Origin of the sequence: Microbacterium sp. Leaf161, assembly GCF_001423645.1 — a bacterium.
GTDB lineage: Bacteria > Actinomycetota > Actinomycetes > Actinomycetales > Microbacteriaceae > Microbacterium > Microbacterium forte.
Map to the genome: position 1 here is coordinate 2,468,784 of NZ_LMOW01000001.1, position 19,467 is coordinate 2,488,250.

Here is a 19,467-nt window from a genome sequence, read left to right on the forward strand (position 1 = left end):
CGGCTGCGCCGTAGACTTGGGCGATGAGCGAAGAGCAGCGTCCGCGGCTGAGAGACCTCTTCCGTCCGCGCCCCGTCTCCCTTGATCGCACGGTGACCACCGAGGCCGACGAGGCGGTCCCCCGAGGGCTGCGCGTCACGGCGGCATACTCGTGGCGGATTCTGCTGATCGCCGCGGTGGTCGCCGGATTCATCTGGCTCGTCATCGAGCTGAAGCTCCTCGTGATCCCGCTCATGGTCGGCATCCTGATCACGGCCCTGCTGTGGCCGGGATTCCAGTGGATGCTGCGCCACCGCTTCCCGCGGTGGCTGGCCGTCGCCCTCTCGATCATCGGCACGCTCGCGATCGTGTCCCTGCTCATGTGGCTCGTGATCTGGCAGGTCCGTGCGCAGCTGCCCGACGTGCAGGAGCGCAGTGCGCAGGCGGTCGACGAGTTCCGTCAGTTCCTGCTCACCGGACCGCTGCACCTCAGCGACTCGCAGATCCAGGGATACATCGACCAGGCCCTCCAGGTCGTCAACGAGCAGACTCAGACGCTCCTGAACGGTGCGCTCGCAGTGGGCACGACCGCGGCGCACGTCGTGACCGGTGCGGTCCTCTCGCTCTTCATCCTGATCTGCCTGCTCGCCGATGGCCGGGGCATCTGGGAGTGGACGCTGCGCCTCTTCCCGCGCGCCGCTCGCCCCGCCGCCGACGCCGCCGCGAGCAACGGCTTCGCGACGATCGTCAACTACGCCCGAACCCAATTGCTCGTCGCCGCGATCGATGCGGTCGGCATCGGCGTCGGCGCCGCTCTGCTCGGCGTACCGCTGGCGATCCCCGTCGCCGTGCTCGTCTTCCTCGGTTCGTTCGTGCCGATCGTCGGTGCCGTCGTGACCGGCGCGATCGCCGTACTGCTCGCGCTGGTCTACAACGGCCCCTGGATCGCGCTCGCGATGCTGGCCGTCGTGCTCGGCGTGCAGCAGCTCGAGGGTCACATCCTGCAGCCGATCCTGATGGGCTCGGCAGTGAAGGTGCATCCGCTCGCCGTCGTCCTGGTGGTCGCCGGGGGCTCGATGGTCGGCGGCATCCCCGGCGCGCTGTTCGCGGTGCCTCTCGCGGCCTTCGTCAACGTCGCCGCGGTGACAGTCAGCACCGGCGCCTGGCGCACCGGCGATAGACCGAACGCAGATCTTATCTGGAGCACAGTGCCGCGCGAGCGCACACGGAGGAATCGATGAGCGCAGTCCCCAGCCTGACCGAGTTCGAGAACGCCGCTCAGAGTCTGGCTGAGGTGATCACGCGGACGCCGACCCTGCCCTCGCGCGCCCTGTCGGACGTGCTCGGCGCACCGGTGGTGCTCAAGATGGAGAACCTGCAGCGAACGGGATCCTTCAAGATCCGTGGTTCGGCATACCGCCTCTCACAGCTGAGCGCCGAGGAGCGTTCGCGCGGCGTGGTCGCAGCGTCCGCCGGAAACCATGCACAGGGCGTCGCCCTCGCGGCTCAGGCGCTCGGAATCCAGGCGACCATCTTCGTGCCGCTGGGCATTCCCGTGCCCAAGCTGCTGGCGACGAGGAGCTACGGTGCCGAGGTCGTGCTCGAGGGGGAGACCGTGGCGACCTCGCTGCGACTCGCCGCCGAGTTCGCCGAGCGCACGGGGGCCGTGATCATCCATCCGTTCGACCACCGCGACGTCGTCATCGGGCAGGGCACACTCGGACTCGAGCTGCTCGAGGACGCTCCCGATGTCGACACGATCGTGCTGGGAATCGGCGGCGGGGGACTCATCGCCGGCGTCGCGGCCGCGGTGAAGGCCAAGGCTGCCGAACTCGGACGCACGGTGCGCATCATCGGCGTACAGGCCGAGAACGCCGCGGCGATGATCCCCTCGCTGGAGGCCGGGTATCCCGTCGACATCGAGACGAAGCCGACCATCGCCGACGGAATCCTGGTGGCGCGACCGGGAGCCATACCGTTCGAGATCATCAAGGACCTCGTCGACGAGGTGGTCACCGTCACCGACGACGATCTGGCGCGCGCCATCCTGGTTCTTCTGGAGCAGTCCAAGGTGATCGCGGAGCCCGCCGGAGCCGTGGGGGTCGCGGCGATCCTCGCCGGCAAGGTGAAGGCGAGCGGCACGACCATGGCCGTCGTCTCCGGAGGGAACATCGACCCGCTGCTGCTGCAGCGTGTCGTCTCGCACGGCCTCGCGGCCTCGGGTCGTTACCTCACGATCCGCATCCCGCTGCCCGATCGCCCCGGTCAGCTGGCGCGAGTCTCGGAGCTCATCGCCCAGGCGGGGGCCAACGTCATCGAGGCCATGCACACGCGGCACGGGCACGGCCTGCAGATCAGCGAGGTGTTCCTCGAGCTCAGCGTCGAGACGCGCGGTGCCGAGCACTCCGAGCACACCCTCGACACGCTCCGTCACGCCGGCTTCCAGCCGATCGTCGTCCCGGACTGACGCGACGCGCACTCACAGCCCTGACAAGCAGATGCCCCGTCCAGTCGGACGGGGCATCTGCACGTCAGGGCACGAGCCCGATGCTGACCGGTGTCAGCCCGTGTAGGTGTCGACGTTCACGATCTCGACCGAGATCGCGCGGCCGTTCGGAGCCTCGTAGGACGACTTCTCGCCGACCTTGAGTCCGAGGATCGCCTGTCCGAGCGGGCTGGCCTCGCTGTAGACGTCGAGGTCGCTGCCCACGGCGATCTCGCGGCTGCCGAGCAGGAAGACCTCTTCGCCGCCAGCGACGATCGCGGTGACGACGGTGCCGGGCTCGACGATTCCGCGGCTCGCGGGCGCCTCACCGACCTTGGCCGTCTTGAGGAGGTTCTCGAGGGTGCGGATCCGCGCCTCCTGCTTGCCCTGCTCGTCCTTGGCGGCGTGGTAGCCGCCGTTCTCCTTGAGGTCGCCTTCTTCGCGGGCCGCTTCGATGCGCTTGGCGATCTCTTCGCGACCGGTGGTGGAAAGGTGCTCGAGCTCGGCGACGAGCCGGTCATACGCTTCCTGCGTGAGGAAGGGAACCTGAGCGTCAGTAGACATGACGAAGCTCCTTCGGTAGGTACCCGGCGACGTTCCGCGGGGGATATGCCAAGACGCCCCGGCACGTGCCAGGGCGTCATCTGTCTGGCACGAGTCTAGGCGACCCAGCAGCTGTTCACCAAACCTGTCGTCGCGGCTGAGACGGTGGGGACCGTGGCCGAGAGCGCCTGCGAATGCGTGTCTCCCGCAGGGATCTCGACGACCTTCCAGCCGACCACGCCGAACTCCTCGTCGAGCGCCTCGACGACGCAGGCCACGTCCTTGCCCTGCACTCCGGTGATCTGGAAGCGCACGGTGACGCTGTGCTCGTCGACCAGGTCGAAGCCGAGGTCGTCGGAGTCGACGGCGTTCATCTGCGACGTGACGATCATCCAGCCGAACGCGCCGACGAGAAGTGCGGCGATGGCGATGACGATGATCCACGGACCCCGTCGGGTGCGGGTGCGGCCATAGCGGTCGTCGAGCTGTTGTGCGGTCGTCACGGGGTGGGTCTTCCGGTCGTTAGGCTGGTAACTCCAGGTTATGCGACCTGCGCATGAAAGGCAGACTCCATGCTTGCTCTGACCGAGACCCCGATGCCGACGCCCACGATGACCGTGGCACCGGAGCTGGTCACGCCCGGATTCGTCGGCTTCGCCGCCGTGGTGATCATCCTCATCGCGGTGATCCTGCTGATCCTCGACATGAACCGTCGGATCCGTCGGGTGCGGTACCGCGAAGAGGTCAGGGACGAGCTCGATGCCGAAGAGGCCGCGCTCGCGGCCGACGAGGCGACCGAGACGGATGCCGATCTGCCGATCGTCCGCGAGGGCGACGACGACCCTGAGAAGCGCTGACCGGACCGGAGCGGTTCAGGCCCCGAGCGACGGGGACAGCGGCGCCAGCGCGATGAGCAGGCACGCGACCCAGTGGCACAGGAACGCGAGCACCGTGCACAGGTGGAAGATCTCGTGGAAGCCGAAATGGCCCGGCCACGGGTTCGGCTTCTTGAGCGCGTAGACGATCGCCCCGCCGGTGTAGAGCAGGCCGCCGACGATGACGAGCGCCATCATGGTCGCGTTCGCGACGAACAGATCGGCGAGGTACATCACCGCCGCCCATCCGAGCAGAAGATAGAGCGCGACGTACAGCCACCGAGGGGCATTGATCCAGAACACGCGGAACAGGATGCCGACCAGCGCACCCGACCAGACGAAGACGAGGAGCAGCGCGCCCTTGCCCGGGGGGAGCGCCAGCACGGCGAGCGGGGTGTACGTCCCGGCGATCAGGAGCAGGATGTTCGCGTGGTCGATCCGCTTGAGGATCATCTTGACCTTCGGACTCCAGTCGATCCGGTGATACAGCGCCGAGTTGCCGAACAGCAGCAGCGATGACGCCATGAACACCGCCGCAGCCCACTTCGCGGCGCCACCCTGAGCGACGACGATCAGCACCACACCGGCGACGATGGCGATCGGGAAGGTGGCCGCATGCAGCCAGCCTCGCCAGGTGGGTTTGATCTCGGCAGCGGCGACGTCGTGCGCGGCATCCTCCAGGAGGGGCAGCTGGGGGACGTCGGGTACCGAGGAGTCGGGAGTGCTCACGCCCTCACTCTATGCGGGCGACCACGCAGCCGAGCGTACATATCCTGAGGATCGATCCTCGGTCCCGAGACCGCCGACACGATAGCGTAGGGAGGTGATGTCACGCGATGTTCAGGGGCGGGGGCCGCTGTACCGGCTCTATACCAGCAGACTTCGCCGACACCTCGACCCCGAGTCGGTTCCGCACCACGTCGCCATGATGATCGACGGCAATCGGCGTTGGGCGCGTCAGCTGGGCTATGACACTCCGGCTGAGGGTCATCGGGCCGGTGCCGCCAAGATGCGGGAGTTCCTCGGATGGTGCGACGAGCTCGGCATCCGCGTCGTGTCGCTCTATCTTCTGTCGAGTGACAACCTGCTCAAGCGCGACTCGGCCGAGCTGGCCGACCTGATCGAGATCATCGCGGAGCTCGCCGAGGCTCTGTCGCGCGAGGGCAACTGGCGAGTGAAGCACGTCGGCCGCTCGGACATCCTCCCCGCGGAGCTCGCGAGAGTGCTCGACGACGCGCAGGAGCGCACGCGCGACCACACGGGGCTGCACGTCAACCTCGCGGTCGGCTACGGCGGTCGAAACGAGATCGTCGACGCCGTGCGCAGCATCGTCACTGCGCATCAGGCGTCCGGAGGGACGATCGAAGACCTCGCCGCGCATCTCACACCCGAGATGATCGGCGAGCATCTCTACACCGGTGGCCAGCCGGATCCCGATCTCGTCATCCGCACGAGCGGCGAGCAGCGCCTGAGCGACTTCCTGCTGTGGCAGAGCGCGCACAGCGAGTTCTACTTCGTCGAGGCGCTCGGGCCGGATCTGCGCCAGGTCGACTTCCTGCGAGCGATTCGCGACTTCGCCGACCGCGATCGGCGCTTCGGACGCTGAGACGGTGCATCAGGGGGCCGGTCACGTCCCGTTAATCAACACGTAACGAACTGGTGGCGTGTCGAGCCAGGCGAATGTCGGCACCTGGTCGTAGCTTCTAGGCATCGGGCAAGGCGCCCGTCGGGTCGGCCTCAGGTTGACGACTCGTGACCCCCTGGTCGACTCGTTCGAACAAACCGGGATTCCCCGGGTCGGGAGTGGGTCGTGACCTCACGTACAGCGCAGCAGTCCACCCGTAAGACGACGACGCGAGCAGCGTCCGCTGATCCTGATCAGGATCTCCGGACCTACGTGCTCGACACGTCCGTCCTGCTGAGTGATCCTCAGGCCTTCTTCCGGTTCGCCGAGCATTCGGTGGTCGTCCCGGTCGTGGTCATCACCGAGCTCGAGGGCAAGCGCCACGACCCCGAGATCGGCTACTTCGCCCGTCAGGCGCTGCGTCACCTCGACGACCTGCGCATCGAGCACGGTCGTCTGGACTTCCCGGTCGAGGTGGGCGAGGGCGGCACACTCCGCGTCGAGCTGGCCAACACCGACTCGTCGGTGCTCCCCGCCGGGATCCGGCTGAGCGACAACGACACCCGCATCCTCTCCGTCGCCATGAACCTCGCACAGGACGGGCAGGACGTCACGATCGTCTCGAAAGACCTTCCGATGCGGGTCAAGGCGGCGTCCCTCGGCCTTCGCGCAGAGGAGTACCTCGCCGAGCAGGCCATCGACTCGGGCTGGACCGGCATCACCACGCTCGACCTGTCGGGCGATGAGATCAGCGACCTGTACGAGAGTGAGGTGGGCATCAGTGAAGACGCCAGAGGCCTGGCGGTCAACACCGGGCTCATCATCCACTCCGAGCGCGGGTCCGCCCTCGGCAGGGTGACCGGCGACGGCGAGTACAAGCTCGTGCGCGGCGATCGCGACATCTTCGGGATGCACGGGCGATCCGCCGAACAGCGGATCGCGATCGACCTGCTCACCGACCCGGACATCGGCATCGTCTCGCTCGGCGGGCGTGCGGGCACCGGAAAGTCGGCACTGGCGCTCTGCGCGGGTCTCGAGGCGGTGCTCGAGCGGCAGCAGCAGAAGAAGATCATCGTGTTCCGACCGCTGTTCGCCGTCGGGGGCCAGGAGCTCGGCTACCTCCCCGGCGACCAGGGCGAGAAGATGGGCCCGTGGGGGCAGGCGGTCTTCGACACGCTCGGCTCGGTGGTCTCGGGCAACGTCATGGAGGAGATCGTCGAACGGGGCATCCTCGAGGTGCTTCCGCTCACGCACATCCGCGGTCGGTCGTTGCACGACGCGTTCGTGATCGTCGACGAGGCGCAGTCGCTCGAGCGCAACGTGCTGCTGACGGTGCTCAGCCGCATGGGGCAGAACTCCCGAGTGATTCTGACCCACGACGTCGGTCAGCGCGACAACCTCCGCGTCGGACGCCACGACGGCATCGCCAGCGTCATCGAGACGCTCAAGGGGCACGACCTCTTCGCCCACGTGACCCTGATGCGCTCGGAGCGCTCCGCGATCGCTGCCCTCGTGACAGAGCTCCTGGAGGGGGGCGAGCTCAGCTGAGCCGACGCTTCGACAGCGGATGCCGTGGTCTCACGGCATCCGCTGTCGTGTATTCCGGAGGATGCGTCGGCGATTCGCTTCCGTCTGCGCAGACGTCGGCATACGCTCGTGGCACCGAACGCAGACGATGGAGTGATGCGCGATGAGTGATGCGACGAAGACCGTAGAAGACGACCAGCTGCCGCCCGTGGCGGTGGACGAGAAGCCGCGCTGGACACCGCTGAAGATCGTGCTCTGGGTGGCGATCGCGCTGCTGGGTGGCATCGCCTGGACGATGCTCGCGATCGTCAGGGGAGAGACGGTGAACGCGATCTGGTTCGTGTTCGCTGCGGTCTGCACCTACCTCGTGTTCTACCGCTTCTACTCGAAGTTCATCGAGCGAAACCTGGTCAAGCCGAACGACCGGCGAGCGACCCCTGCCGAATACAAGGCGGACGGCAAGGACTACGTCGCCACGGATCGTCGGGTGCTGTTCGGCCACCACTTCGCCGCCATCGCCGGCGCCGGCCCACTCGTCGGTCCTGTGCTGGCCGCCCAGATGGGCTACCTCCCCGGCACGATCTGGATCATCGTCGGAGTCGTGCTCGCGGGTGCGGTGCAGGACTACCTCGTGATGTTCTTCTCGATGCGGCGAGGCGGACGCTCTCTCGGTCAGATGGCCCGCGACGAGCTGGGCCGATTCGGCGGCACGGCGGCGATCATCGCGACGCTGCTCATCATGATCATCATCACGGCGATCCTCGCCCTCGTGGTCGTGAATGCCCTCGGGGAGAGCCCCTGGGGCGTGTTCTCCGTGGCGATGACGATCCCGATCGCGCTGTTCATGGGTGCATACCTCCGATGGATCCGCCCCGGCAAGATCACGGAGGTGTCGCTCATCGGCTTCGTGCTCCTGATGGCTGCGATCATCGGCGGCGGCATGGTCGCCGAGACCGACTGGGGTCAGGCGATCTTCACGCTCGACCGGACGACCATCGCGTGGGGCATCATCATCTACGGCTTCATCGCGGCGGTGCTGCCGGTGTGGATGCTGCTGGCTCCGCGCGACTACCTATCGACATTCATGAAGATCGGCGTGATCGTGGCACTCGCCGTCGCGATCCTGTTCGTGCGGCCCGAGATCACGGTCCCGGCCTTCAGCGAATTCGCCGCGGGGGAGACGGGGCCGGTCTGGGCCGGAGCGCTCTTCCCGTTCCTCTTCGTGACGATCGCCTGTGGGGCGCTGAGCGGATTCCACGCGCTCATCGCCTCGGGCACGACGCCGAAGATGATCGAGAAGGAGAAGCAGACGCGGTTCATCGGCTACGGCGGGATGCTCATGGAGTCGTTCGTCGCGATCATGGCGCTCGTCGCCGCGATCTCTATCGACCGGGGGCTGTACTTCGCGATGAACTCCTCGCCGGCGGCGACGCTCGGCACGGTCGAGGGCGCGGTCGCGTTCGTCAACAGTCTCGGCCTGACCGGAGTGAACCTGACACCCGAGATGCTGACGAGCACGGCAGAGGCGGTGGGAGAGGAGTCGATCGTCTCCCGCACCGGCGGCGCGCCGACGCTGGCTCTCGGTCTCGCGCACATCATGCAGCAGTGGATCGGCGGCACCGGGATGATGGCGTTCTGGTACCACTTCGCGATCATGTTCGAGGCTCTGTTCATCCTGACTGCGGTGGATGCCGGCACCCGCGTCGCGCGCTTCATGCTGCAGGACTCGGTCGGCAACGTCTTCCCTCGCTTCAAGGACACCTCGTGGCGGGTGGGCGCGTGGATCTGCACGGCCGTCATGGTCGCGGGGTGGGGCGCGGTGCTGATCATGGGGGTCACGGATCCTCTCGGCGGCATCAACACCCTGTTCCCGCTGTTCGGCATCGCCAATCAGCTGCTGGCGGCGATCGCCCTCTCCGTGGTGCTCACGATCGTGGCGCGCAGACGCACCTTCAGGGTTCTCTGGGTGGTGGCGCTGCCGCTGGCATTCGTCACGGTCGTGACGGTGACGGCCTCGCTGCAGAAGATCTTCTCGACCGTGCCGCAGGTCGGCTACTTCGCGAACCATGTCGCCTTCCGCGACGCTCTCGCGGCGGGGGAGACCTCCTTCGGCACGGCGACCAGCGTCGCCGCGATGGAAGCGGTCGTCCGCAACACCATGATCCAGGGCATCCTGTCGGTGACGTTCCTCGTGCTGTCGGTGATCGTGATCACCATCTCGATCATCAAGGTCATCCAGGCCGTGCGCCCCGGGCCCGTCATCGACCAGGAGGACCCGGAGGTGCCGTCGCACCGCTTCGCACCGGCCGGTCTCATCGCCTCGTCGGAGGAACGCGCCGTCGAGAAGCAGTGGAACGCACTCCCTTCGTCCGCTCAGCCCACGAGGGGGCACTGATGGCCGCCGTGGTATCCGACCATGTTCGGCGGGCCTGGCACGCGGTCGCCTGGTACGTGAACGGCATGACCGGGCAGTCGCGGTACGCGTCCTACGTGGCGCACGAGCGGGAGCGGCATCCCGAGAGAGAGCCGCTCAGTGAGCGGGAGTTCTGGAGGGCGCACTACGCGCAGCAGGATGCCGACCCGGGTGCCCGCTGCTGCTGACGCCGTAGACGACGGATGCCGCAGGGACCGAGTCCCTGCGGCATCCGTGTGTCAGCGTGTGACGATCAACCGGGGTGGGTCATCGAGAGCAGGTCGAGCTTCTCGTCGAGCTGCTCGAGCGTCAGGTCGCCGCGTTCGACGTATCCGAGGTCGATCACGGCGTCGCGCACCGTGATGCCCTTCGCGACCGAGTGCTTGGCGATCTTCGCCGCGGCCTCGTAGCCGATGAGCTTGTTGAGCGGGGTGACGATCGACGGGCTCATGCCGGCGAATGCCGCCGCGCGGTCGAGGTTCGCCTGCAGGCCGTCGACGGTCTTGTCGGCGAGCACGCGCGAGGCGTTCGCGAGCAGACGGATCGACTCGAGCACCGCCGTGCCCATGACCGGGATGGCGACGTTCAGCTCGAAGGACCCGGACGCGCCGGCCCAGGCGACGGTCGCGTCGTTGCCGATCACCCGGGCGCACACCATCAGCACAGCCTCGGGGACGACCGGGTTGACCTTGCCGGGCATGATCGACGATCCCGGCTGAAGGTCGGGGATGTGCAGCTCGCCGAGACCCGTGTTGGGGCCGGAGCCCATCCAGCGCAGGTCGTTGTTGATCTTGGTCAGCGAGACCGCGATCGTGCGCAGCGCGCCCGAGGCTTCGACGAGTCCGTCGCGGTTCGCCTGCGCCTCGAAGTGGTCCTTCGCCTCGGTGATCGGCAGCTCGGTCTCGGCGGCGAGCAGCTCGATGACCTTCTGCGGGAACCCGAGCGGCGTGTTGATGCCGGTGCCGGTGGCGGTGCCGCCCAGCGGGACCTCGGCGACGCGGGGGAGCGCAGACTGCACGCGCTCGATGCCGAGGCGCATCTGACGGGCGTAGCCGCCGAACTCCTGGCCGAGCGTGACCGGGGTGGCGTCCATGAGGTGCGTGCGACCGGACTTCACCGCGTCCTTCCACAGCTCGGCCTTCGCCTCGAACGCCACGGCGAGGTGGTCGAGAGCAGGGATGAGCGTGTCGATGAGCGCCTGCGTGACGGCGATGTGCACGGAGGTCGGGAACACGTCGTTCGACGACTGCGAGGCGTTCACGTGGTCGTTCGGGTGCACGTTCGCACCGAGGATGCGGGTCGCGAGAGTGGCGAGCACCTCGTTCATGTTCATGTTCGACGACGTGCCGGAACCCGTCTGGTAGGTGTCGACCGGGAACTCGGCGTCGTGGCTGCCTGCGGCGACCTGGTCGGCGGCCTGCGCGATCGCGTCGGCGATGGCGCCGTCGAGGGTTCCCAGCTCCTTGTTCGCGAGTGCAGCGGCCTTCTTGATGCGCGCGAGCGCGGCGATCTGGGTGGACTCCAGGCCCTTGCCCGAGATCGGGAAGTTCTCGACGGCGCGCTGGGTCTGTGCGCCGTAGAGCGCGTTCACGGGAACCCGCACCTCGCCCATGGTGTCGTGCTCGATGCGGTACCCCTGCGCGTCTGCGCCGCTGTGCTGGTCGGTCATTCCGAACCCTCCTTGGTTGCGGGGCTGTGCCCCTCGGTGTCGTTTCCGTCTGTGTCGATTCCGACCGTGATGACGGGCACCGCTGTGCCCTCGGCCAGACGGTAGTTGGCGCCCACGATGCCCAGGCGGCCCTCTGAGACGGCGCTGGAGATCACCTCCGACGACTGCAGCAGATCGCGCACGGTGTTGCGCAAGTGCTCGGCGCCGACGAGATCGGCGTCGATCTCGGCGACGGTGGTGCCACCGCTCTCGGCCAGCACCTTGCGGGCCGCCGGGACGATCGGGGCGATGAGCTTCCAGATGTGCGGCGGCAGGGGAGCGGCGTCGATGGCCGTTCCGTCGATGGCGGCGCGAACGGCGCCGCACGAGTCATGGGCGAGGACGACGATCAGGGGCACGTTCAGCACGGCGACCGCGTATTCGAGGCTCGCGACGATCGACTCGCCGATCACCTGACCGGCGTTGCGCACGACGAACAGGTCGCCGAGTCCGAGGTCGAAGATGATCTCCGCGGCGAGGCGCGAGTCCGAGCAGCCGAACAGCGTCGCGACCGGATGCTGTGCCTCGGCGAGGTGCTTGCGTCGAGCCACGTCCTGATTCGGGTGCTGAGGTGCATCGGCGACGAATCGCTGATTGCCGTCCTGCATCTGCTTCCAGGCAGCAGCGGGCGTGAGCGCGTGGGTCATGGTCACTCCGAGAGGTCGCGGATCTGGGGGACGAGAGACTCGGCGAGTTCCGCGGTCGAATCGGCGGAACGCGAGCCGTAGAGCAGCAGGTAGTCGTCACCCGCCTGGGTGCCGATGGCGTAGGTGATGTTCTGCTTCGCGCCCGCATCGCCGAGGTTGTAGACATCCCATTCGAGGCCGCCGATGGATGTCGTGTCGGTGGGCGCGGTGCCGTTGAGACGCTGAGGCGCCCATGAGGAGTCGGCGTCGAAGGCCTGCGCGAGCTTGATGAATCCGCGCTCGTCCTCGGCGGACGGCGCCAGGGTGACGTCCCAGACCACGGTGGCGGCGCTCGTGAGCTCGGCGGTGTTGACCCGCCAGAAGTCCGCCAGATCGGGCACGATCACCGGGCGATCCATGGTGGATTCCACGTCGGCGGCGATGCCGACCACGTCGATCTTCTGCGTGGTCGCAGGCTCTCCGCGAGGAACGGCCAGCACGATCACCGCGACGATGGCGAGTGTGACGATCAGCGCGGCGACCAGACTGCGCACGGTCTGGCTCGAGCGGTAGGCCTTGCTCGATGCGGCCTTGCGCGCGGCGGTCTCCTCAGGAGTCTCCGGACGTCCCAGCTCGGCGACGATGGGGGCCGGCTTGTTCACGATTCGTCTCCCTCGGCGGTGCCGGTCGACGTGGCGCGCGCGGCCTCGAGGCGACGCTTCGCGCCGAGCAGCCATTCCTCGCAGCGAGCGGCGAGGGCTTCACCGCGCTCCCAGAGTGCGAGCGACTGTTCGAGGGTCGGAGCGCCCTGTTCGAGTTCGGAGACGACCTTCACGAGCTCATCGCGAGCGGCCTCGAATGACAGGGTGTCCACGGGGGTGTCATTCAGCGCACTCACGCCTCCATCCTACGCGGTGCGCAGGGTGCCCTCAGCCGGAACGAGGCACCGGTGCTTCCTCGATCTCGCCTTCGGAGCGTGCCGCGATCGAGCCGCGGTCGACGGTGATCGTCAGGCTGCTGCCGGCCGGCGCGTCTGCGGCGTCTCGGAGGATCACTCCGCCGTCGAGGTGGGCGATCGCGTAGCCGCGCGACAGCGTGGCTGCAGGAGAGAGCGCCCTCAGCGAGGCCCGAAGTTCGCTGGTCGCGCGACCGGCCGCATCGTGTTGGCGCCTGATCGTGTCGCGGCCGCGCGAGAGCAGCAGCCACACGTCTTGGGAACGCGACTCGATGATCGGGTCGGGAGAGCGCAGAGAGGGGCGCGAGCGCAACTGCTCCAGCTGCGCGATGTCGTGCGAGAGCCGCTGCGTGAGCCGCGTCGTGGCTCTCGAACGCAGCTGCGCGATCAGCGCCCGCTGCTCGCTCACGTCGGGGACGACGCGCTTCGCGGCATCCGTGGGAGTCGAGGCGCGCAGATCGGCGACGTCGTCGAGCAGCGGGTGATCGTTCTCGTGGCCGATCGCGCTGACGATCGGCGTGGATGCTGCCGCCACGGCCCTCACGAGACGCTCGTCGCTGAATCCGAGAAGCGTCTGCGGGTCGCCCCCGCCCCGGGCGATGACGATCACGTCGACATCGGGGTCGGCGTCGAGACGCGCCAGCGCCGCGAGCGTCTCCGGCACGCACCGGTCGCCCTGCACGGCGGCGTACTCGGTGCGGAACCGCACCTGCGGCCAGCGGAGCTCCGCATTGCGGTGCACGTCCTTCTCGGCATCGGACTTCTCGCCGGTGATCAGCCCGATCACGTGCGGGAGGAAGGGCAGGCGCTTCTTGCGTCCCGGATCGAACAGTCCCTCCTGGCGCAGCTGCAGACGGAGTTTCTCGAGCTTCTCGAGCTGGTCGCCGAGACCGACGTGCTTCATCGCGGAGACCGCGAAGCTGAAGTCGCCGGCCTTCACGAAGTAGTCGGCCTTGACCGCGGCCACGACATGATCACCCACTGCCAGGTCGCCGGGGATCCGCGGGCGCACACTCGACCAGATCCGGATCGAGATCTGCGCGTCCGAGCGGGTGTCCTTGAGACGGGCGAAGATGTTGCCGCCGCGGACGTTCCAGGACGTGATCTCGCCCTCCACCCACACGGTGTTCCACCGGGCCACGAAGTCGCGGATCGTGGCGTTGAGGCGTGCGACCGATGTCGGAGCATCGGCCGATGAGTCGCGCGGAGCGACCGCATCCGCCGGGGGAGTCTCGCCGGATCCCGTCGAGGCTTCGAAGACCGTCATCCGCTCAGTGCACCTTCCCGCTCCTGCTCAGGTTGTCGACGGTAGAATTCAAGAGTGACCTCGACTGCCGTTCATCTGCCCCTTCCGCGCGTTCCACGAGTACGTGGGGCGGCCGGGCGGCTTCAGGATAACCCGGTCGTCGGGAACAAGCGCGTTCTGCTCGCCGCTCCGCGCGGATACTGCGCCGGGGTCGACCGCGCCGTGGTCGCCGTCGAGAAGGCGCTCGAGCGCTATGGCGCCCCTGTCTACGTGCGCAAGCAGATCGTGCACAACATCCACGTGGTGACCGAGCTCGAAGACAAGGGTGCGATCTTCGTCGAGGAGGTCGACGAGGTCCCCGAGGGCGCGCATGTCGTCTTCAGCGCGCACGGTGTCTCACCTGCCGTCGTCGCGGCGGCATCGGATCGCGGACTGCACGCGATCGACGCGACCTGCCCTCTGGTCACGAAGGTGCACCGCGAGGCCGTCCGCTTCGCCCGCGACGACTTCGAGATCCTGCTCATCGGCCACGAAGGCCACGAAGAGGTCGAGGGCACTGCGGGGGAGGCGCCCGAGCACGTGACGATCGTGAACTCGCCGGCCGAAGCCGACACCGTGCAGGTGAAGGATCCCTCGAAGGTCGTCTGGCTCTCGCAGACCACGCTCTCGGTCGATGAGACCATGGAGACGGTGAATCGCCTGCGTGCGCGGTTCCCCGAGATGCACAATCCCCCGTCCGATGACATCTGCTACGCGACGCAGAACCGTCAGGTCGCCATCAAGAAGGTCGCGGCGAATGCCGACCTCGTGATCGTCGTCGGTTCGTCGAACTCGTCGAACTCGGTGCGCCTGGTCGAGGTCGCACTCGAGTACGGCGCGAAGGCCGCCTATCGCGTGGACTACGCCGAAGAGGTCAAGCAGGAGTGGCTCGACGGCGTCGCCACGGTGGGCGTCACCAGCGGCGCTTCCGTTCCGGAGGTCCTCGTGCACGAGGTGCTCGAGGCGCTCGAAGGAGCCGGGTACCGCGACGTCGAAGAGGTCAAGACGGCGGAAGAGGACCTGATGTTCTCGCTGCCGAAGGAACTGCGGCAGGATGCTGCGGGCCAGCGCGATGCGCGTGCGCTGGGAGGTCGTTCCTCCGGTGGGAATGCGTGACAGTGGCGCCACGGAGGCGGCACCGACGCTGATCGGCTCGGTTCAGCGTGCGCTCCGGCTGGTCGACATCGTGGCGAACTCGCCACGACCCGTGCCGGTCAAGAGTCTCGCGGCGCGAACGGGTCTCACCCCCGGGACGACGTACAACCTCGTGCGGACGCTGGTGCATGAGGGGTATCTCGTGAGCGAGCCCGACGGTCTGGTCCTCGGCGAGAACTTTCCCGCATTCCGGTCGCGGTCCGATGCGGGCGGCGTGTTCTTCGCCCATGTCCGCGCGGCGCTGCGCCGCGCCACCGAAGAGGTGGGCGCCACCGCCTACCTCTCCCGCTACGAGAATGGCGAGCTGCACCTCGTCGACATCGTGGATGCTGCTCGCAGCCCGCGGATCGACCTGTCGGTCAGTCTCGACTCGAGCGCGCACGCGACAGCGCTCGGCAAGCAGATCCTCGCGGACCTGAGTCGCGATGAGCGGATGGACTATCTCTCGCGCCACCCGCTGGAGCAGCTCACGCCCCGCACGATAAGGGACCCGCAGGCTCTGCTGACGGCGCTCGAGCGTTCCCGCGGATTCGCCGTGGACTGTGAGGAGTACGCGATCGGAAATGCCTGTGTCGCCGTTCCGGTGACCGCTCCGAACATCAGGGCGTCGCTCGCCGTCTCGCTTCCGGTAGGCCATCCGCGGCTCGATCGCGGCCTCGTCGAGAAGCTCCGACTGGTGGCACGGCGGTTGTCGCTCCATCTGGGTGCGGAAGCGCTGGGCGGCAGTGCCTCCCGTCTCGCGACGTCGTTCTGACGCTCGCCGCTTACAGCACCTGCGTCTCTTCACTATCTGAAGAAGTGCCACTGGTGCTCGGGCACACGCTTTCCATAACATGTGAGAAGTAGTCGTCTGTGCAATCGGCGCTACTGGTGGTGGAACGTCCCCAGCGTTCCTCGATCCACTTGGATGACGAACGTCCCCAGCGTTCCGAGTCCGCGGCCCCGAGGAGTCCCCACTCCTCCGGGGCCGCCATCATGTGCGGGGCGGTTCAGACGCTCCCTGGGAACACCTCCTAGTCGATCGGACTAGCATGCTGGGATGACGGACCAGCGGCCCCAGTACGGCGAAATCGCGACCCTCGACGAGCAGCGCAGGGCAGCCGGGCTGCCCCCGCTGGGCGAGGTTCCGACCGCCGATGTCGGTGCACCCTCGAGCCGGCCCGCTCAGACTGGCAGCGCCCCGACCGGTTCGGCCGCCGCGCGTCCGCGTCCGGTCGACCGATTCGTGACGATCGCCCTGCTCGCCTACGGTCTGGTGAACGTCGTCATGACGGGCCTGTCGTACCTCGACTTCTCCACGGCGATGAATCAGATGATGAGCGTGCTCGGTGTGGACGGAGAGTTCACGAACTTCGCGCAGGGCAGGACCTGGGGCACGATCGCCGCGATCGTCCTGGTGGTCGGCTGGTCGCTGACCGCGTTCTTCTCGATCCATCGCCTTCGCACCGGCAAGCGCTCCTGGTGGGTGCCGCTCGCCGGCGCGGCGATCACTCTGCTCGTGGCGTCCGTCTGCGCCTCGATCCCGCTGATGAACGATCCCGCCTTCATCGACTTCGTCGCCAAGACAGCCGGCCAGTGACCGTCTGAACGAAAGATGCCCCCGGCCGATCGGCCGGGGGCATCTGTCATTCGGAACGGATCAGCTCTTCGACTGACCGTACGAGCCGAGCTGACGCGTGGACTCGATCACGCGAGCGGCCATGGCCGTCTCGGCGATCTTGCCCCAGGCGCGCGGGTCGTACTGCTTCTTGTTGCCGACCTCGCCGTCGACCTTCAGGACGCCGTCGTAGTTCTTGAACATGTAGTCCGCGATCGCACGGGTGTACGCGTACTGCGTGTCGGTGTCGATGTTCATCTTGATGACGCCGTTGGCCACCGCGAGGGCGATCTCGTCGTCGGTCGAGCCCGAGCCGCCGTGGAAGACGAGGTCGAGCGGCTTCGGGCCGGTGTTGTACTTCGCGGCGACCTGCTGCTGGATCTCGCCGAGGAGTTCGGGGCGCAGCTTCACTCCGCCGGGCTTGTACACACCGTGGACATTGCCGAAGGTGAGAGCGGCGATGTAGCGACCCTGCTCGCCGAGGCCGAGAGCCTGCACGGCCTGGTCGACGTCCGCGAAGGTCGTGTAGAGCGCGTCGTTGGAGCCCTCGTGCGCGACACCGTCTTCCTCGCCGCCGACGACGCCGATCTCGACCTCGAGGATCGCGTTGATGTTCTTCATGCGGGGGAGGAGATCCTTGGCGATCTCGATGTTCTCCGCCAGGGGGACAGCCGAGCCGTCCCACATGTGCGACTGGAAGATCGGGTTGCGTCCGGCCTTGACCTCTTCTTCAGAGGCGGAGATCAGCGGCTCGACGAAGCCGGCGAGGGCATCCTTCGGGCAGTGGTCCGTGTGGAGCGCGACGGTGATCGGGTAGTTCTTCGCGACCTCGGTCGCGAAGCGGGCGAAGGCCAGTGCGCCAGTCGCGCGTGCCTTGACCGTGTGGCCGGCGAAGTAGTCCGCTCCACCGGTGGTGACCTGGATGATTCCGTCGGAACCTGCCTCGGTCAGGCCCTGGAGGACCGAGTTGATCGTCTGCGAGCTGGAGACGTTGAAAGCCGGGTACGCGAAGCCGCCGGCCTTCGCGCGGTCGAGCATTTCGGCGTACTGATCCGGGGTGGCGACGGGCATGAGAACTCCTGCGATTTGGGAAGCCGGGACAGCAGTCACTCTATCGGGGCTGACTGTCGGATGCTGTCGGAGCGGACCGGCCGACCACCTCCTCCTGCGCCCACGTTAAGAATCGCACTTCCTTCGTCGCCGCCTGACCGAAAACAGGCGTTTCACGCCCGCCCGATGGTTAGGCTGACCGCATGGTTAGTCTTACAGCGGATCTGAGCCCCCTTCGTCCCGATCGAAATCTCGCGATGGAGCTGGTGCGGGCCACTGAGGCAGCCGCCATCCGTGCCGTCCCCTTCATCGGTCGTGGCGCGAAGGAAGCGGCCGACGGCGCAGCCGTCGACGCCATGCGTGCGTTCCTCGGAACCGTCGCCTTCCAGGGTCGTGTCGTGATCGGCGAGGGCGAGAAGGACAACGCGCCGATGCTCTTCAACGGCGAGGAGGTCGGCACAGGCACTGGCCCCGAGTGCGACATCGCGGTCGACCCGATCGATGGCACGTCGCTGACAGCCGCGGGGCGCCAGAACGCGCTCTCCGTCATCGCCGTCTCCGACCGGGGCTCGATGCTCGACGCGTCGTCCGTGTTCTACATGGACAAGCTCGTCACGGGACCCGCCGGCGTCGGAGTGGTCGACATCCGTCTTCCGATCGGTGAGAACATCCGCAAGCTCGCCGGGGCCCTCGGAAAGCCGGTGGACGAGATCGTCGTATCGGTGCTGAACCGCCCGCGTCATGAGCAGCTGATCCAGGAGATCCGGGATGCCGGGGCCGGCACGCGACTGATGAGCGACGGTGACGTCGCCGGTGGCATCAACGCGGCCAGGCACGCCGCCCGCACCGACATGTGCGTGGGCGTCGGAGGCAGCCCTGAGGGAATCGTGACGGCGTGTGCCATCAAGGCGCTCGGCGGGCACATCCAGGGGAGACTCTGGCCTCGCGACGACGACGAGCGCCAGCGAGGCATCGATGCCGGACTCGACATGGACAAGGTCTATGAGGCCAACGACCTCGTGCGCGGAGACAACACGATCTTCGTTGCCACGGGTGTCACGGATGGGCAGCTCGTGGCCGGCGTCCGCCGTGAGCACGGGTACATCTACACCGAGAGCGTCGTGCTGCGCGGTGCGTCGGGAACCCTTCGGAGGATCGCCTCGGAGCACCTCGTCTCGAAGTGGCTCTGATCTCTCAGATCTGAGCGGAACCGGTCATCGTTACCGACCCGGTACCGCCGTGCGCAGCGCCGAGCCGAGGTTTCCCGCGCGTCCGTGTCACAATTGTCACTGGATTTGTCGCCGTCGACGGAGCCGCCAGGCACCGCAGGCACAGGAGGGCAGACCGATGACAACGCAGCACACGAATGGTTCCAAGGCCGCGCCGACCAAGATCGTGACGACGCCCACCGGTCGCATCATGCGGATCAATGTCGATGAGGCCGGTGTGCCTCTTCCGACGGGGACTCCGGCGCCGCCTGTGGTCAAGACCGCTGTCGCAGACCCCGCTCGTCGCGCTGACGTGCTGTTCCGAAAGCGCCTCGATGAGGGGCACGAAGTCAGCTCCTGGTGGATGATCGGCGCTTTCGTCGTGACCAGCGGTCTCGTCATCCTTCTTCTCAGCGGCGTACCGGGCGTCGCCTGAC

General features: G+C 67.4%; 21 protein-coding genes. 12 read left to right on the forward strand and 9 right to left on the reverse strand.

Annotated elements, in window-relative coordinates; genetic code table 11:
* Positions 1–23: 23 nt before the first annotated feature.
* Both ASF87_RS11730 and ilvA read left to right on the forward strand, forming a co-directional pair.
* A complete protein-coding gene (locus ASF87_RS11730; protein WP_082508854.1) occupies positions 24–1,220 on the forward strand; it encodes an AI-2E family transporter in 1,197 nt (398 codons plus the stop codon).
* A complete protein-coding gene (ilvA, locus tag ASF87_RS11735; RefSeq protein WP_056376080.1) occupies positions 1,217–2,446 on the forward strand; it encodes a threonine ammonia-lyase in 1,230 nt (409 codons plus the stop codon). Before ASF87_RS11730 ends, ilvA begins: the two co-directional genes overlap by 4 nt.
* 93 nt (positions 2,447–2,539) lie before the next feature.
* Here ilvA and greA read toward each other — a convergent pair whose 3' ends face one another.
* The gene (gene greA, locus ASF87_RS11740) at positions 2,540–3,028 is read right to left on the reverse strand and encodes a transcription elongation factor GreA (protein ID WP_042542059.1); all 489 of its coding nucleotides are present in this window, start codon (positions 3,026–3,028) and stop codon (positions 2,540–2,542) included.
* A 95-nt stretch (positions 3,029–3,123) separates the two neighbouring features.
* Positions 3,124–3,510: a DUF4307 domain-containing protein gene (locus ASF87_RS11745; protein WP_042542058.1), complete on the reverse strand. Its 387-nt coding sequence runs from the start codon at positions 3,508–3,510 to the stop codon at positions 3,124–3,126.
* 69 nt (positions 3,511–3,579) lie between these two features.
* Between ASF87_RS11745 and ASF87_RS11750 the strand changes: the two genes are divergently transcribed.
* The gene (locus ASF87_RS11750; RefSeq protein ID WP_056376082.1) at positions 3,580–3,864 is read left to right on the forward strand and encodes a hypothetical protein; all 285 of its coding nucleotides are present in this window, start codon (positions 3,580–3,582) and stop codon (positions 3,862–3,864) included.
* Between the two features lie 15 nt (positions 3,865–3,879).
* Here ASF87_RS11750 and trhA read toward each other — a convergent pair whose 3' ends face one another.
* Positions 3,880–4,611 carry a PAQR family membrane homeostasis protein TrhA gene (gene trhA / locus ASF87_RS11755; protein WP_042542056.1) on the reverse strand — a complete coding sequence of 244 codons (732 nt, stop codon included), beginning with the start codon at positions 4,609–4,611 and terminating at the stop codon, positions 3,880–3,882.
* Positions 4,612–4,708: 97 nt separating this feature from the next.
* Between trhA and ASF87_RS11760 the strand changes: the two genes are divergently transcribed.
* The 4 genes from ASF87_RS11760 to ASF87_RS11775 all read left to right on the forward strand — a co-directional run bounded on the left by ASF87_RS11760 (position 4,709) and on the right by ASF87_RS11775 (position 9,634).
* The gene (locus ASF87_RS11760) at positions 4,709–5,488 is read left to right on the forward strand and encodes an isoprenyl transferase (RefSeq protein ID WP_042542055.1); all 780 of its coding nucleotides are present in this window, start codon (positions 4,709–4,711) and stop codon (positions 5,486–5,488) included.
* Between the two features lie 204 nt (positions 5,489–5,692).
* Complete coding sequence (locus tag ASF87_RS11765; RefSeq protein ID WP_056376085.1) at positions 5,693–7,054, forward strand: PhoH family protein; 1,362 nt, start codon at positions 5,693–5,695, stop codon at positions 7,052–7,054.
* A gap of 142 nt (positions 7,055–7,196) precedes the next feature.
* Positions 7,197–9,428: a carbon starvation CstA family protein gene (locus ASF87_RS11770; RefSeq protein WP_056376087.1), complete on the forward strand. Its 2,232-nt coding sequence runs from the start codon at positions 7,197–7,199 to the stop codon at positions 9,426–9,428.
* Positions 9,428–9,634, forward strand: a complete 207-nt coding sequence (locus ASF87_RS11775) for a YbdD/YjiX family protein (RefSeq protein ID WP_056376089.1) — start codon at positions 9,428–9,430, stop codon at positions 9,632–9,634. The genes ASF87_RS11770 and ASF87_RS11775 overlap by 1 nt, the downstream gene beginning before the upstream one ends.
* Positions 9,635–9,699: 65 nt before the next feature.
* Here the strand turns inward: ASF87_RS11775 and ASF87_RS11780 are convergent, their stop codons facing one another.
* Genes ASF87_RS11780 through xseA form a run of 5 tightly spaced genes read right to left on the reverse strand, consistent with a single transcriptional unit; the run spans position 9,700 to position 14,002 of the window.
* Positions 9,700–11,115: a class II fumarate hydratase gene (locus ASF87_RS11780; RefSeq protein ID WP_056376091.1), complete on the reverse strand. Its 1,416-nt coding sequence runs from the start codon at positions 11,113–11,115 to the stop codon at positions 9,700–9,702.
* Positions 11,112–11,801 carry a carbonic anhydrase gene (locus ASF87_RS11785; protein ID WP_056376092.1) on the reverse strand — a complete coding sequence of 230 codons (690 nt, stop codon included), beginning with the start codon at positions 11,799–11,801 and terminating at the stop codon, positions 11,112–11,114. Before ASF87_RS11785 ends, ASF87_RS11780 begins: the two co-directional genes overlap by 4 nt.
* Before the next feature lie 2 nt (positions 11,802–11,803).
* Positions 11,804–12,442, reverse strand: a complete 639-nt coding sequence (locus ASF87_RS11790) for a DUF4245 family protein (RefSeq protein WP_082508855.1) — start codon at positions 12,440–12,442, stop codon at positions 11,804–11,806.
* On the reverse strand, positions 12,439–12,678 hold the full coding sequence (locus ASF87_RS11795; RefSeq protein ID WP_042542048.1) for an exodeoxyribonuclease VII small subunit: 240 nt from the start codon (positions 12,676–12,678) through the stop codon (positions 12,439–12,441). The genes ASF87_RS11790 and ASF87_RS11795 overlap by 4 nt, the downstream gene beginning before the upstream one ends.
* A 31-nt stretch (positions 12,679–12,709) precedes the next feature.
* On the reverse strand, positions 12,710–14,002 hold the full coding sequence (gene xseA / locus ASF87_RS11800) for an exodeoxyribonuclease VII large subunit (protein WP_056376094.1): 1,293 nt from the start codon (positions 14,000–14,002) through the stop codon (positions 12,710–12,712).
* Positions 14,003–14,056: 54 nt separating this feature from the next.
* Here xseA and ASF87_RS11805 point away from each other — a divergent pair, with 54 nt between their 5' ends.
* From ASF87_RS11805 to ASF87_RS11815, 3 genes are all read left to right on the forward strand, one after another.
* Positions 14,057–15,136 (forward strand): 4-hydroxy-3-methylbut-2-enyl diphosphate reductase, encoded by a 1,080-nt coding sequence (locus ASF87_RS11805; RefSeq protein ID WP_200933728.1) that lies wholly within the window; start codon positions 14,057–14,059, stop codon positions 15,134–15,136.
* Entirely contained in the window at positions 15,129–15,929 is an 801-nt protein-coding gene (locus ASF87_RS11810; RefSeq protein ID WP_056376490.1) for an IclR family transcriptional regulator, read from the forward strand. The genes ASF87_RS11805 and ASF87_RS11810 overlap by 8 nt, the downstream gene beginning before the upstream one ends.
* Positions 15,930–16,214: 285 nt before the next feature.
* Positions 16,215–16,754, forward strand: coding sequence for a DUF6264 family protein (locus ASF87_RS11815; protein WP_056376096.1), 540 nt, complete (start codon positions 16,215–16,217; stop codon positions 16,752–16,754).
* Between the two features lie 60 nt (positions 16,755–16,814).
* Here ASF87_RS11815 and fbaA read toward each other — a convergent pair whose 3' ends face one another.
* Positions 16,815–17,843, reverse strand: coding sequence for a class II fructose-bisphosphate aldolase (gene fbaA, locus ASF87_RS11820; RefSeq protein WP_056376098.1), 1,029 nt, complete (start codon positions 17,841–17,843; stop codon positions 16,815–16,817).
* Positions 17,844–18,025: 182 nt separating this feature from the next.
* On the opposite strand from fbaA, the gene glpX reads away from it, so the two are divergent.
* Entirely contained in the window at positions 18,026–19,012 is a 987-nt protein-coding gene (gene glpX / locus ASF87_RS11825) for a class II fructose-bisphosphatase (RefSeq protein WP_042542044.1), read from the forward strand.
* A 157-nt stretch (positions 19,013–19,169) separates the two neighbouring features.
* Entirely contained in the window at positions 19,170–19,466 is a 297-nt protein-coding gene (locus ASF87_RS11830) for a hypothetical protein (RefSeq protein WP_042542043.1), read from the forward strand.
* Position 19,467: the final 1 nt, after the last annotated feature.